Source organism: Microcoleus sp. N9_B4 (genome assembly GCF_036701635.1).
Classification (GTDB): Bacteria; Cyanobacteriota; Cyanobacteriia; order Cyanobacteriales; family Microcoleaceae; genus Microcoleus.
The window spans coordinates 64,724-80,322 of the sequence record NZ_JAUBRC010000015.1 but is presented as its reverse complement, the minus strand read 5'-3'; the positions used below and the strand labels follow the sequence as shown (position 1 = coordinate 80,322).

Below are 15,599 nucleotides of genomic sequence, written 5' to 3'. Positions count from 1 at the left end.
ATACCAATGTGCCAGGGAAACCATATATGTAAGGTGCGCCGCAGCGCACCCTAAGTTTATTTTTTTTGCGTGAGTCCGCTTTTGGTGATGAATTCTAAAATATGCTGCGCGGTAGTCTGTGGCTTTTCTAAGTGGGGAACGTGCCCGCAGTCGGGTATCCAAATTAGTTGAGAATTTGCGATCGCCCTTGCAAACTTTTCTGCATCCGCCGTCCCCAAAATCCGGTCTTGTTTTCCCCACAAAATCAGCGTCTGCTGCTGAATTTGCGATAATTTTCCCCCAAAACCACCATAACCGCCACTTTTGGTAAACGCAATTAAAGCTTGATTCCAGTTGGGCATTTCCAAGTGTAAAGCAGCACAAGTTTGAGCGTCAACAGAAGCCAAATTTTTATCGAAATAAGCATTGACGCTAATTCGCTGGCGGATTTTGGGATTTCGCAAAAATGAAGTTGCCAAATATCCTAAAGGAGGAATTAAAAACTTTCCCTTATTAGAACTGATGGCAAAACCTGCGCTATCTATTAACACTAATTGTTTGACAGCTTCGGGATAATTGAGAGTGAAATCAATTGCTGCTGCACCTCCCATTGAAGCACCGACTAAGATTACAGGCTGCGAAATTAGCGTTTTCCAAAAATAGTAAAGGTGACTTTCAATTGCCCTCGCGCTGAATGCCAAACCTGCCGCTCTTTCTGTAAAGCCAAAGCCCAACAAATCAACCGCCCAAGTTTCATTTTCGGCAGCCAGCAGCGGCAACAGGCGGCGGAATTCAAACAGGGAACTGTCGAAGCCGTGAATTAGCAAAATAGGGGTGTTGCCACTGCCTTGGCGCACGTAGGTGGTGGCAATTGGCTGCTGGCTGAGACTCGTTGTAATTGCCTCTCGTTGAATGCTGTGGGCTAAGGCAATTGAGGTAGATTCGGTTAATTGTGCGATCGATTTTGGCAGAAAACTTGCTGGCATAATTCTTGATAAATTGTGAATCGGTAGGGGCGGGAGCGGGTTAAGTATATATGCTCGATCGCTATTTTAGGGCTTCGGGCGATCCCAGCATTAAAATGCGATGGCAATTTAGTATCGATCCGTACCCGCAAAGGCTGAGTTTGTTCACTTCCTGTTAAGTTATTTGAGAATAGTTGCTAATAAACAGTTTTTCAGATAAGATGCTGAAGAGCAGTAAGTCTGACGAGGAATCAGTTCCACCGGGAATTGGCATCTAACCCAAGATATATTTCAACTCTTGAGCGCAAAAAACCGTCAAATTTCTGACTGCGGGGAACAGCCGTATCCGAAATATCCCAAGGAAACAAGTAAGCTGAAGCTCCGACTTTAGCAATACCTGTGATTCCGCGCCGATCGTATTGAGAATATATCTCAAATAGATCGTGCGAGTAACGTCAAAAAACTTGTTGCTAAAACTGATCGACTGTGAGAAGAGCCATGAAACAAAACCAAGCATACAGCCAACAGAAGCAAGAGTTAAACCCCAAGTCTTTCGGGGGCTTCACCTTTTACGGCGAGACACCAGAAGTCTCTCAAAGCGAAGACAGCAGCACAGAAACTCAGCCTGCTTTGGGTGAAGGTAAATCATTTCCCCTAGCAATGGCAAGCATCGGCGAGACACTGCAGATTGTCAAACTCAAAGGTTCAGAAGGCACGGTACGCCGTCTGATTGGTATGGGATTAGTCCCCACTATTGAAGTTCAAATCGTTAGCACCTCTGGCGGTTCCGTCATCGTGGCAATTGGGGACAACCGCATCGGTTTGGGGGCAGGGATGGCACAGAAAATTATGTGTAGGAATTCAAAATTGCCATAAAAAAATTGCATCTACAGCAATCCTATTTCATTGGTAAAAAGATTTTTTTTATTAACCGCAGAGGGCGCCGAGGGCGCAGAGTCCGAGAAAAGAGAGATGTTCACAGATTCTGAAATTTCATGGAATTTTTACCAATTTAGACTGCATTCAAACAACAGATGAACGAGAAAAAACAACTAGGGGATTTGGCTGTCGGCGCAATCGGCCGCGTCATTGGCTACGAGAAAACAGCCAGAGGTTACAAAGGCAAATTGTTGGCAATGGGGCTGACACCGGGAACTGAATTTACGATCACCCGCTACGCACCTTTGGGAGATCCCATCGAAATCCTCGTGCGGGGTTTCAAACTCAGTTTACGCAAAGATGAAGCTAAAACTCTATTTGTAGAAGAGGTTAAATAATGGCTAAGCAAATTATTGGATTGGTAGGCAATCCTAACTGTGGCAAAACTACCTTATTTAATGCCCTGACTGGTGCTAACCAGCGAGTAGGTAATTGGCCTGGAGTAACTGTCGAACGCAAAGAGGGAAAATACACTCACGATGGTTTAGCAATTACGATTGTTGACTTACCGGGAGTTTATTCTCTTGATGCGGAAGATGGAGATACTGGACTCGATGAATTGGTAGCGCGAGATTATTTGCTATCTGGGGAAGCTGACGTAATTATTAATATTGTTGATGCTTCTAATTTAGAGCGCAATTTGTATCTCACTACCCAAATTTTGGAGATGCGCGTACCGACAATTTTGGCGCTGAATATGATGGATGTTGCCAAAGAACGGGATTTCAAAATCAATGTCAATAAACTTGCAGAACGCCTCGGCTGTAAGGTAGTGCCGATGAGTGCTTCCTCAAATGACGGAGTGCCTCTGTTGCGTGATGCGATTAATCGGGCGCTGTCTCAGCCGATCGTACCATCTGCCTATGTCGCTTATCCGGCTGCGATCGAAGATGCGATCGGCCAACTCATCCCGCACATCGAAAAACACAGCCCAAATCGCAACGTCGATGCCCGCTGGACAGCCCTGAAGCTGTTAGAATATCAGGATGAAGTCGCCCCCGAACTCGCCAGTACAGAACTCGAAAAAATCGTCGTTCCGCACCGCCGCCGAGTCCATGAAACCCTCGATGACGACCTCGATATTATCATCGCCGACAGCCGTTACACCTTCATCCGCAACCTAACCCAAGGCGTCGCCGAATGTTCTAGGGAAGTCAAAACCAACGTTTCCGACAAAATTGACCAAATTGTTCTCAACCGTTTCTTAGGCATTCCCGTATTCTTAGCGGTAATGTACCTAATGTTCACCATTTCGATTAACGTTGGTGCAGTGTTTATCGACTTTTTTGACATCGCCTTGGGGACAATTTTTGTAGATGGTTTCGCTAAAATTTTAGAAAGTATCAGCGCACCAGGATGGTTGATTGGAATTCTCGCAAAAGGTGCTGGTGGTGGCATTCAAACCACATCTACATTTATCCCCCAAATTGGGATGATGTTTTTGTGTTTGTCAGTTTTAGAAGACTCCGGCTACATGGCACGGGCTGCCTTTGTTATGGACAGATTAATGCGATTTGTCGGACTTCCTGGTAAATCTTTTGTGCCGATGATGGTCGGTTTCGGCTGCAACATCCCCGGAATTATGGCGACGCGGACATTGGAAAATAAGCGCGATCGTACAATGACGATTATGATGAATCCATTCATGTCTTGCAGCGCCAGATTAGCAGTTTACGCCCTATTTTGCGGCGCATTCTTCCAAGTCGGCGGTCAAAACATGGTATTAGGACTTTACCTAATCGGAATTCTAGCCGCTGTTCTCACCGGACTAATCCTCAAGAATACCATCCTCCAAGGAGAAGCTGCGCCTTTTGTGATGGAATTGCCACCCTACCACATTCCCAAGCTCAAAGGAGTGCTGCTGCGTACTTGGGACAGGCTGAAAGCTTTTATCACAAAGGCCGGAATTGCGATCGTGATCATGGTGGTTATACTAGGATTCATGAGCTCAGTGGGCACCGACGGTTCCTTCGGCAAAGACAACAGCAAAGACTCAATTCTTAGTGCAGTCGGCCGCGCGGCAACACCTGTATTTACACCAATGGGAATCACCCAAGAAAACTGGCCCGCCACCGTCGGTTTGCTAACAGGAGTATTTGCCAAAGAAGTAATGGTTGGAACCTTAGATTCCTTGTACACCCAACTAGAAGACGAACAAAAAGCAGCAAGTGGAGAACCGGAGAAAGAAGAAGAAGAATTTAGCTTCTGGGGAAATATCGGCAAAGCATTTTTCAGCATACCAGAGAATCTAACAAAACTTCCCGGTCAACTTTTCGATCCCCTCGGCTTAAGTTCAGCCAATATTACAGATCAAAAACAAGCAGAAGAAGATCAAGGTATCTCTGGTAGCACCTACGGACAAATGTCCCAGCGGTTCCGTTCCAATCAAGCAGCTTTTGCTTATTTGCTGTTTGTATTGCTGTACTTTCCCTGCGTCTCCGCAACGGCCGCACTTTACCGTGAAACTAACTTAGGATGGACTGTATTCGCGGGTCTATGGACTACTGGTGTCGCCTATTTCACAGCAGTTGGATACTATCAAATAGCCACATTTTCAGAGCATCCAGACTCATCTCTGATTTGCATTGTCATACTAATCATAGCTATGGGCTTGACTCTTGTGGCATTCAAACTAGCTGGTAGAAAACGATCAAAACGACGGCAAGCAATCAGTAGTTAGTTGACTGTTAACTGTTGACTGTTAACTTCGTTTAAGAATCAAACAAAGGAGAAAAGCCATGATTTTAAGCGACATCCAAAAATTTATTGCTGACAACAATAGAGTCTCCATCGCGGATCTAAAAATCCACTTTCGCATGGATGCTGATGCTTTGCGCGGAATGTTAAATCGCCTAATTCGCAAAGGCAGAATTAGCAAAATGGCAGAAGCCAAAAAGTGCGGCGGGTGTGGCAGTTGCGCCGACGATACAACGGAGATTTATGTATGGGTAAATCCTGGCGAGTCGGTGTCAGCAAAAGAGCCAGTTTCTGCAACTTGCCATTAAGTGATATTAAGTTTGTAGTAAGGACTTCAGAAATCAGGATAAGCTGTCGCGCATTTAAATTGTATATTCAGGGCGGGCGGGACACCCCACAAGACTTTAATTTTTTTTGACATACAATTTAAATGCCGCAACAGCTTACGGCAATGCCGTTTCCCTACAATTAACCGGGGTAGGGAAACGGCATTGCCGTATCCTCCTCGCGAGTTCATGATTATTTTGCGGTAGGGAAACGGCAATGCCGTCTCCTCTAATCAAATAGCTAACTGATATTCAATTCAAGCAACTGTCTTAACTATGGCACAAACAAGCGGCTTCTTGGGTGCAGGGCAAACGCATCATGTCAACAAGCGGGAATTTTACCGTGCTTGTTGCGACTATTATCGATAGCTGTAGTTTATTGAAAAGAGATTTGACTGCCGATAGCGGTGGCTATTCCTCAAAACACTACTACTATTCTCCCGGCAATTTAGATGCGTTTGCCCTGTGCTGATACTGTACTTAATAAACCAGACATAGGGTGTATTAGTCGGTCTTGAAATATCGGCAGTTTAAGAATCGTTGAAGAGCGTTGCAGCACGCAACATAGCAACAGCCCCTTCCTCCTCCAAAGGCCGCGAAAAAAAGTAGCCTTGATAGGAATTACATCCCAAAGAACGGAGCATAATTAGTTGCTCTTCCGTCTCCACCCCTTCCGCAATTACCTCTAATTCCAAAGAACTCGCCAGATTTAAAATCGCCCCTACCAAAGCCAAATTTTTTCCGCCTTCCTCCATGCAGCAAACAAAAGAGCGGTCAATTTTGAGAGTATCAATTGGCAGCAATTGTAAGTAAGATAAATTTGAATACCCCGTGCCGAAATCATCCAAACAAACCTTAATCTTCCGAGCTTTTAATAGTTCTAGCACTCCAGCCGCCGCCGAAGCATTTTCCATTAAAACACTCTCAGTAATCTCTAACTTCAAAAATTCGCCCTTTAAATTATGCACTCGCAGTAGTGAGTCTAACAGCGGTAACAAATTAGGAGCAAATAGCTGAATTCCCGATAAATTTACACTCATATTTAAAGGCAAGTAGTCAGGGAATTGCAACTTCCATTGACTTAAACAAGCCACAGCTTCCGACAGTACCCACTCCCCTAACGCCACTATCAAACCCGTTCTTTCCGCTACAGGAATAAACTCGCTCGGAGAAACCAACCCCCGTGAAGGATGCCGCCATCTTACCAAAGCTTCAAATCCCACTATTTGACCAGTTGTAAAAGATACAATCGGTTGATAATTAAGGTAAAACTGTTGCAAATTAATTGCATTTTGCAAGTCAGTTTCTAACTGGAGTTGCTCTAAAGCTCGCGACTGCATATCAACATTAAATACAACAGCATTACCAGCACCCCTAACAAAAGCCTCATGTCTAGCCGCGTCAGCCGCCCGCAACAAATCTTCGGGTTCTTCTGTGCCAATTGCACCTAAAGCAATGCCAATACTAACGCTAGAAAAAACCGCAGTTCCATTCAAATTAGACGGCATTTCTAATGCTTGGCGGATGCGTTGTGCTGCATCTAAAGCTAACTGAGAATTAGTAATATCTGCCAGCCAAATCGCAAACTCATCTTCTCCTACTCTTGCTATAAGATTTGCATTCAGAGCGCAAGCCTCTAAACGTCGCGCTACTTCTACTAGCAACTGTTCTCCTCTAGAATGGCCCAAGCCATATTTAACAATTTGATAGCGGTTAAGAGCTAGAAATAAAATAGCTTCTAGATGACCGGGTTCTATGATAGTATTTATGCCGCTACGCATCTCCTTTAAAAGCAAATTACGGTTAGGCAAACCCGTCAGCTCGTCGTAAAATGCTTGGTAGTGGATTTGTTCATTTGCTGTAGCAAGTTGCTGCTCTTTTTCCCTAGCAAGTCGCACAAAATCTAAAGTTTTATTAATTGTAATTTTTAAGTCATCAAAATCAATCGGCTTCGTTAAAAAATCAAAAGCACCCCGATTCATCGCTGTTCTAATATTTGGCATATCCCCGTAAGCTGAAACCACTACAGCTTTGAGCGTCGGGTCAATAGCTGGCAGGTTCTCTAGCAAAGTTAAACCGTCCATTTCGGGCATACTAATATCAGTTAGTATCAAGTCAAAGTCGCCATTAGCTTGCAGTTTATCTAAAGCTTGGATTCCATTAATTGCAAAATCAAACTCAAATTCTTGACTGCTGATTTGATGCCGAAATAGCTGAAGGATTACATATTCTAAAAGTGGTTCGTCATCAATTACTAAGATTTTAGCTGTCATGTAATTGCTCCTGCTTAACAATTATCCAGAAATTTAATTTGCTTGGAGAAGTGATTCGCCTTTGGTTGCACCGTAAGTAAGTTTAGGGCAGGCATGGAAGCACTGTTACTACAGCAAATTTATCATTTTATGACTTACGCTTCTCGATCGGGTTTCTCTGGTAAATTGAAAATTTTCACTAAATACCTACGAAGAAACCTGGTTTCTAGCCTAGACGTGGGTAAGTCTTGATTTTATTAGTTCCCAGCCCTTAAGTGGGAATTTCAATAATAAATTCAGTTCCCTCTCCAGGTGCAGAGTTACAACTGAGCCATCCCCCGTGTTTTTCTTCAACAATAGACCGTGAAATTGATAAACCCAATCCCGTCCCTTTACCCACAGATTTTGTAGTAAATAAGTGGCTAAATACCCGCTGTTTCACTTCTTCTGTCATTCCTATCCCATTATCAGCAATAGAAATTATAACATGAGAAGTTAAATGATCGTTGATAATCTTTTCGCTCTCATCGGTAAGGAAAGTGCGAATCGTAATTTTATTAGGATTAGCCTTAATTTCATCGCGACTCCGCCCTACATTCCACTCTTCCAAGGCGTCAATGGCATTAGCAATGATATTTAAAAACACCTGATTTAACTGTCCGGGGTAACACTCTAATGGGGGGAATTTGCCGTAGTCTTTTATCACTTGAATTTCGGGTTTACCCTCATTTGCTTTGAGCCGATGTCTCAAAATTAATAAGCTACTATCAATTCCTTCATGGATATTAAAACGAACTTTAGATGTACTATCTGCCCGCGAAAAAGTTCTCAGAGAAATACTGATTCCCCGAATGCGCTCTGTTCCTTCTTTCATAGAATTGAGCAATTGCGGCAAGTCTTCTAAGATAAAAGGGAGGTCAAGAGCCTCAATTTGGGTTTGTACTTCTGGATTATTTAGAGAGCAGTGTTTTTGATAAATGTTGAGGGCAGTTATCAATTCTTGAAAGTAGTTTTCGGCGTGTTCAACGTTTCCTAAAATGAAGCTAATTGGATTGTTAATTTCATGGGCAACTCCGGCTACCAACTGACCGACGGAAGCCATTTTTTCGTTTTGAATGAGTTGGGTTTGCACATCTTGAAGTTCTGTTAAGTTCTGTCTGACTTGTTTAACAGTTTCTAAGGCTCTTTGGATGGTGATTTCCATGTCCTGAAAATCAATGGGTTTGGTTAAAAAGTCAAAAGCTCCCCGGTTCATGGCAGTTCTAATGTTTTGCATATCTCCATAGGCGGAGATGACGACTGCTTTTAATGTCTTGTCTATTTCTGAGAGCTTTTCTAGTAAAGTTAGCCCGTCCATTTCGGGCATATTAATATCTGTTAGCACTAAATCGAAGGGTGGATGTTCTGCTATTTTTTCTAATGCTTCCCTGCCATTATGAGCAAATACAAATTCAAATTCTTTGACCCGAATTTTTTGCCGGAATCTTTGTTGAATGACGTATTCTAAAAGTTGTTCATCATCGACGACTAGGATTTTGGCTGTCATGGGGAGTTATCCTGTATCCTATGGTAGAAATAACTAGGGTCATTAGGTTAATATAGCGCGTTGTTTAAAATTTGTAAAGGATTAAATTTATTAATGAGGATGTAGTCAGGAAAAAGGAAGAATACTTATGTAATCAGCTTTTTATTCATCCGTATTTTACGTTTAATTAAGTGGATATACTTAAAATTTACTGTATAATTTTAACCCGTAAAGGTGGGCTTGGTTTGTGTAGAAGTGGTTTCAACCTTCGAGTAAAGTTACTAATGTAATGTTTGAACGCCTCTATCGTGCGCCAAATATATTTAACTTTTGGGCAAAGTAATGATAAATTCGGTGTAATTTTCGGGTTCTGTTTGCACTTCCAAATTGCCTCGGTGTTGTCCAACAATGATATCATGAGTGATGGATAAACCTAAACCGGTTCCCTGTCCGGGAGGCTTAGTAGTGAAGAAAGGGAGGAATATTTTTTGTTGATTTTCTTTGGGAATGCCGATGCCATTGTCACGAATGCGGATTTCTATTGCAGTGCCTATATTTTTAGTGGTAACAGAAACTGTGGGATGGAAATCTGCGGTCATTTTAGATTGTTTAATATAAGAGGCATAGCAAGCATTATCAATGATGTTAATTAAAGCGCGGCTGAGGTCAGAAAAGGCGACATCTAGTTCTTCAATTGATGTGTCATAGTCGGTTTCAATGGTAAGGTTGAAGGTTTTATCTTTGGCACGGATACTGTGGTAAGCTAATTGTAGGGATTGAGCGACGAGGGCGTTGATGTCGGTTTTTTGGCGGCTACTGCCCTCGCTGCGAGCGTGCATTAGCATACTTTGAATAATGCTATTTGCCCGTTGTCCTTGTTCGTTAATTTCTGATACGTTGCGCTTAAGATAAGTGAGGTTTTCGTTAATTAATTCTAGGGCTTCTGACTCTAAGTTTTGGGATTGGCGGTCTATTGCTTCTGCGATTTCAGATGTTAAGTCTTCTGAGAGTGTAGCAAGAGAAGTGACGAAGTTGAGGGGGTTGCGGATTTCGTGGGCAACACCTGCGGTGAGGGCTCCGAGGGAGGCGAGTTTTTCTGAGGCTACTATTTGTTTTTGAGCTATTTTTAATTCGGCAGTTCGTTCTTCAACTTTTTGTTCTAGGGTTTCCGAATATGCTGCAAGTTGTTGGTTGGCTTGTTCTAAGTTTTGGTTGAGTTGATTGACTTCTGCGTAGAGTTGGGCATTGGTAATAGCGATCGCAGCTTGTCCCGATAGCATTTGTAAGACTGTGAGTCTGTCAGCGGTAAATGCAACGGTGGTTAAGTTATTTTCGAGATAGATAATCCCTGTAAGTTGACCTTGATTGAGCAGGGGTGTACACAAGATTGATTTGGGCTGATTTTGTTGGATATAGGGGTCTTTTTTAAAGATTCCTTCGTGGCTGGCATCGTTTAAAACGACTGTTTCTTTAGTGCGAGCAACGTAGTTGATAATCGCGGTTGGAACTGCATTTTCTAGGAGAAGAACGGAAATAGTTTCCTCTTCTGGTTGTTGAGGATTGGTCAATACGGTGAGGTCGTTACCTTCCACTATGCCGGTGGCTGAAATCACCCACTGATTCTCACTTTGGTTAGATGAAAAAGTTGGTTTGGTGAGCAATGAGCCGCCAGTAGCTCCGGCATTTTCTATGACAATAGTCATTAATTTATTTAGCAGTTCGCTGAGAACAATTTCCCCAGATAACGCCTGCGCTGCTTTCATAATTGTATCGAGGTCAAGTGCTGTTGAATTGCTGGAAGTAGAGGTTGTCGTCCAGTTTGAGGTGGTTGTGCTAATGGGGTCGAGGCTGATAGTCTCAGGCTGTTGCGTGCGGGAGATGAGATGGGGATATGTTTCTTCTAGGTGTCTGACTTTAGCGATCGCTCCCCAGCGAATGTAGCAGTAATAGGCTTCGGTCATGTAGGTTTTGGCGACTTTTTCTCTACCGAGAGCGAGGTAAAATTCGGCAGCGCGTTCGTTGGCGAGGGCTTCTTCTTGGATAAAACCTTGTTCTTTGGCTCCTGAAATGGCTCGTTCGTAGTAGGTTATTGCTGTCTCGTTTTGTCCTAATACTCGCGCTTTTTCGGCTTCTACGAGTTCGTATTTGTGCTGGAAGTTCATGGGGGCGTGGTGCGCCCATGTTTTCATTTGTTTTTGATGGGTAGCTACTTTTTTCAGGTATTGTTTTTGTTCGGTTTTGGTGGTGGCTGGATAGTGAGCAAGGAGGGCTAGAGAGTAGTAGAAGTTGTGCTGGGCAATTTCTATCGACCCACTCATTCCTTCGACATATCTTTCTAATGACTTAGCATTTTCGATTGCTCGAACAGGATTTGAAAAAAAATATAAATAAATAAGTTTTGACAAATAACAGTTTGTGATTCCTCTAGTATCGTTTTCTTTTATGAAACAACTTAATTTTTCTAATTCATTAACTTCCTCTCGATCTAAAACATCTTCAGATATCTCAATAAAATTTAAAACTAGCTTATTCCATATTTCTAGGTGGCCTTTAAGAATTTTTTGTTGATATTTTTCGATAACATTAATAGATTGTTTTTGAATTTTTAAAACATTCTCTAGATGTTCCCCAATCCAAAATCTGTTATTAGTATAAAAAGCGAGAGAATAACAGGCATATTCTATATCCCCAATTGAAAGTCCACTTTGAAATCCTTCAAGGAACGAGTTAATTGTCTCTCTAATGTGTTCTTTCCAATGTCTAATAAAATTGTTGAATGCAAAATATACTTTAGCTTTTATTTCTCTGCTATCAATTTGGTCTGACAATTCCAGGGCTAATTTTCCGAATTTATAACCCTCATTAATATCTCCTAATACGCCACATAAGATTAAGCCATAGCTTACATATCCAAAAGCAGATAGAGGCGATCTCCCATATTTTAGAGACAGAGTAACCATTTTAAATACAGCTAATGGAAAGAGAACCGGATTTGCATTAAAAGCTGCTGGAATGACAGCCATTAATATCCGCATGGTTGCTATCTTATAGGGGTCATTCATTGTGGTCAAGTTGGCTAAATCAGCAATTACTTTGCTATTTAGGGCTAGTTTAGTGCTGATTAGCTCTATTAAAACATTTACTTTAGTTGGTTGGGAAGGGAGGTGAACTCCTAAAAATTTCAGAGTTTGCAAAGCAATATCTATGGATGCTTGCGGCTGTTTTTGAGACAAATAAAATGGGATTTTTAGTTCATAAACTTTAACTTTTATTAAAGTTTCATTTGCTTCTTTTAGTAAAATTTCTGATAGTTTTTGGGCTTCTTCAAAATTAGTATTGAGATATTCTACTTCCGTTGCTTCCATATAAGTTTCTAGCGCCAACTTATAATAGCTCTGCCAACTATTTTCTGGCAAAAGCTCTAACGCTATCTTCAAATACCTATTAGATGCTTCATAAGCATTTGCTGCCTTAGCTTTGCGTCCAGCTATTAAATTCAGATGAACTAATTCATTTCTTTTTAATTCTTCGGTAATCAGTTCCACCCCCATATTCAATTGATTAACAATATCAAAAATATTGTTTTCTAAGACTGATTTATCTGTTTTATTAAACAAGAGATTACCGATTTTCAAATGAGTTGCTTTTTTCTGGGCATCAGGAATCAAAGAATAAGCAGCTTGCTGCACCCTATCGTGTAAAAATTTGTAAGCAATTCTCGTTTCATTAAACAGCAGCATACTCTTATTTATTTCTCGAACTAATAGTGGTAGTTTATAATCATTACTCATAGGCAAAATTAAACCTGCTTGCAAAGCTGACCACAAGTCTTCGGTAGTATCGCGAGAAGATTTCTCATTGACAATCGCCAAAATGTCCAAATTAAATCGGCTGCCAATACAAGCTGCTAATCTCAGAATTTGCTGGGTATTATCTGGCAATTTACGAATATTCCTAGCTACCAGTTCGACTACATTGAAGTCGGTAATTCCTAAGCTTTGAATCTTCTCAATGCTCCATTGCCACTGATTTAATTCAAAATTAAAACTTAATAATTTTTCTGAGGCTAAAGTTTTAAATAGCTGCGTTAAAAAAAATGGATTTCCTTGAGTTTTATTATATAATAATTCAGATAGCTCGAAAATGCGGTTGCCGTTTATAGCAACCTCGCTCAAGGTATCGCCTACTAAGTGACTGACATGAATAATATCTAAGGGTTGCAAAACAACATTATTCACAGGAGAACCAGCTTTCTCAATTTTTTCTAAAGTTTGAATAGTCGGGTGAACTGGACTCACTTCATTATCTCGATAGGCACCAATCATTAACAGGTAATGACTATCCGAGTCCGTCATTAACTGTTCGATTACATTTAGAGAAGCTAAATCTGCCCATTGTAAGTCATCAAGAAACAAGACTAGGGGATGTGAGGGTTGAGCAAAAACGTAAATGAATTGCTGAAATATACGATTGAAACGGTTTTGGGTTTCTGTCGGCCCTAATTGAGAAACTTCAGGCTGTTTGCCGAGAATCAGTTCCACTTCTGGAATAACGTCAATAATAATTTGCCCATTTTCGCCTAAAGCTACAAGCAGTTTCTCTTTCCAAACAGCAATTTCGTCATAATTTTGTGTCAATATCTGCCGAATCAGTTCTTGCAAAGCCTGAGTAATAGCGGCATAAGGAATATCTCGCTTAAATTGATCGAACTTACCGCTAATAAAATATCCCCTTTGCCGAACAATTGGTTTGTGAATTTCCTGAATTACGCAAGTTTTGCCAATGCCAGAATAACCAGAAACTAACATCATTTCGCTTTGCCCTAAGCTGACCCGCTCAAAGGCTTGTAAGAGAGTTTCCACTTCCGCTTCCCGTCCGTATAGTTTTTGCGGAATCAGGAATTGTCCAGTTTTATCCACTTTACCCGGAATAAAGTCTTCAATTTTTCCTGTCGTTTGCAGTTGCGTCAAGCATTCTTCTAAATCAGCTTTTAATCCCAAGGCACTTTGATATCTATCTTCAGCATTTTTAGCCAGCAATTTTGTGACAATATTCGCTATGGTTATTGGTAATTCTGGATTGCGTTGGTGGAGTGGAATGGGGTTTTTTGCGATGTGGCAATGTATCAATTCCATTGGATCTAGTGAATTGAAAGGCAATTGACCCGTCAACATCTCGTAGAATGTGACACCCAAGGAATAAAAGTCAGTGCGATAGTCAAGGGTGCGGTTCATTCTCCCAGTTTGTTCTGGGGACATATAAGCAAGAGTGCCTTCAATGCAGTTGGGATTCATTGGGCTTTGGGTTTCTCTTTCCAAACTGCTAGCAATGCTGAAGTCGATAATTTTTATTTGCTTGCTTTGAGGATTTATAATAATATTTTGCGGCTTAATATCTTTATGAATTACGTGATTATGGTGCAGTTGGGCTAAAATTTCTGCTATCTGAATAGAAATATTTAGGAATTGTTTTAATTCAAGTTTTTCTTCATTAAAAAAATTTTTTAATGACTGAGACTCAAAGTATTCTAAAACCAAAACTAAACTATGTTGGTAGTTCGTTATTTCAATCGGTTTAATAATTTTTTCTATTTTTAAACTTTGAAGGATATTGTATTCATGTCGGAGGCGGGCAATTTCTTCTAGGGTGGGATATTCGGCTCTGAGAGTTTTGATAATTACTGGAGTATTATCTGAGGATCGTTCGGCTTGATAAATAACGGTTTTGAAGCCTTCGTAAATGGGTTTAAAAAGTTGGTAGCCGTTGAGTTTTAGCATAATTTTAGCTGTGCAATTTTTTGATAATCAGACTGTCGAGTAAAAACAGCACCCATACAACCAATAAACGTAGCACAAACTTCTACAAAAGTTATGTGACATAGAATACAGCATTTTCAGATAAGTGAGGTAGGGGTATGAAAGTATAGTGCTAGATAGCATAGATTTGTTAAGAAGAATGTATACAAAAGCGAGAGGGACTTTTAACCATCGCTCTCGTCTTTTGGGGCATTTACCCTACTGAGCGGTGTATCCGCCGTCAATCACCATGTTATGTCCCGTAACGAACGAAGCTTTATCAGAACATAGCCACGTAACAGCATTGGCAACCTCCTCTGGCTGACCGATACGGCCTATTGGATGTCCTGCTTCAAGAGGAGCAAGTCGATCGATAGGGAGGTTATCTAAGATACCAGTTTTGATGATAGCAGGGCTGACGGTATTGATGCGAATTCCACTGTTAGCATACTCAATCGCAGCCGCTTTAGATAAAGCAGTAACTCCGCCTTTGCTGGCTGAGTAGATAGAAATGCCTGCTGTGCCAACCATACCAGCAATGGAAGCCATATTGACAATAGCACCTCCACTCTGTTTTAGCATCACTGGGATTTCATACTTGAGACAAAGCCACGTCCCTTTGAGGTTCACGTTAACGATGTCATCCCACTCTGTTTCTGAGGAGTCGGTAAGCGAAGCTATCATCGTAACACCTGCGTTGTTGAAAGCGCAGTCTAAGCGCCCATAAACATCCATAGTTTTATTAACTAATGCTTCGACTTCAGTAGCCTTAGATACATCAGTTTTTACAAAAATGGCATCGCCACCTCGCTCACAAATTTCATGTACTGTTTGCTGTCCTTCAGCCACTCGGCGACTAGCAACTACCACGTTTGCTCCAGCCCAAGCAAATGCGAATGCTGTTGCCTTACCTATACCAGAAGATCCTCCAGTAACCAACGCGACTTTGCCTTCAAACTCTCTTGAGTAGAACATTTATTGAACTCCTTGTTATTGATGAATAAAAATTTGGAAATGTAGTAGAAACTAGACTGTGAGACTTTTTTCAAGCCTCCGGGAGAGAGTGAAGCATTTACACAAAATTACAAATTATTTTGCTGGCAAATACTTCACTTTAAAAC

General features: G+C 41.4%; 9 protein-coding genes. 4 read left to right on the top strand and 5 right to left on the bottom strand.

Annotated features, from left to right (window positions below; translation table 11 throughout):
• Positions 1 to 56 precede the first annotated feature (56 nt).
• The gene (locus tag QUA43_RS12490) at positions 57 to 965 is read right to left on the bottom strand and encodes an alpha/beta hydrolase (RefSeq protein ID WP_333374227.1); all 909 of its coding nucleotides are present in this window, start codon (positions 963 to 965) and stop codon (positions 57 to 59) included.
• A 477-nt stretch (positions 966 to 1,442) separates the two neighbouring features.
• Between QUA43_RS12490 and QUA43_RS12485 the strand changes: the two genes are divergently transcribed.
• From QUA43_RS12485 to QUA43_RS12470, 4 genes are all read left to right on the top strand, one after another.
• Entirely contained in the window at positions 1,443 to 1,820 is a 378-nt protein-coding gene (locus tag QUA43_RS12485) for a FeoA family protein (protein WP_333374226.1), read from the top strand.
• Positions 1,821 to 1,978: 158 nt separating this feature from the next.
• Entirely contained in the window at positions 1,979 to 2,221 is a 243-nt protein-coding gene (locus QUA43_RS12480) for a FeoA family protein (RefSeq protein ID WP_333374224.1), read from the top strand.
• Complete coding sequence (gene feoB, locus QUA43_RS12475; RefSeq protein WP_333374223.1) at positions 2,221 to 4,563, top strand: Fe(2+) transporter permease subunit FeoB; 2,343 nt, start codon at positions 2,221 to 2,223, stop codon at positions 4,561 to 4,563. Before QUA43_RS12480 ends, feoB begins: the two co-directional genes overlap by 1 nt.
• A 58-nt stretch (positions 4,564 to 4,621) precedes the next feature.
• Positions 4,622 to 4,888, top strand: coding sequence for a FeoC-like transcriptional regulator (locus QUA43_RS12470; protein WP_333374221.1), 267 nt, complete (start codon positions 4,622 to 4,624; stop codon positions 4,886 to 4,888).
• 548 nt (positions 4,889 to 5,436) lie between these two features.
• Here the strand turns inward: QUA43_RS12470 and QUA43_RS12465 are convergent.
• From QUA43_RS12465 to QUA43_RS12450, 4 genes are all read right to left on the bottom strand, one after another.
• Positions 5,437 to 7,179, bottom strand: a complete 1,743-nt coding sequence (locus tag QUA43_RS12465) for an EAL domain-containing protein (RefSeq protein WP_333374219.1) — start codon at positions 7,177 to 7,179, stop codon at positions 5,437 to 5,439.
• Between the two features lie 250 nt (positions 7,180 to 7,429).
• Positions 7,430 to 8,704, bottom strand: a complete 1,275-nt coding sequence (locus QUA43_RS12460) for a response regulator (RefSeq protein ID WP_333374217.1) — start codon at positions 8,702 to 8,704, stop codon at positions 7,430 to 7,432.
• 302 nt (positions 8,705 to 9,006) lie between these two features.
• On the bottom strand, positions 9,007 to 14,460 hold the full coding sequence (locus QUA43_RS12455; RefSeq protein ID WP_333374215.1) for an AAA family ATPase: 5,454 nt from the start codon (positions 14,458 to 14,460) through the stop codon (positions 9,007 to 9,009).
• A gap of 237 nt (positions 14,461 to 14,697) precedes the next feature.
• Positions 14,698 to 15,453, bottom strand: a complete 756-nt coding sequence (locus QUA43_RS12450) for an SDR family oxidoreductase (RefSeq protein WP_333374213.1) — start codon at positions 15,451 to 15,453, stop codon at positions 14,698 to 14,700.
• Positions 15,454 to 15,599 lie beyond the last annotated feature (146 nt).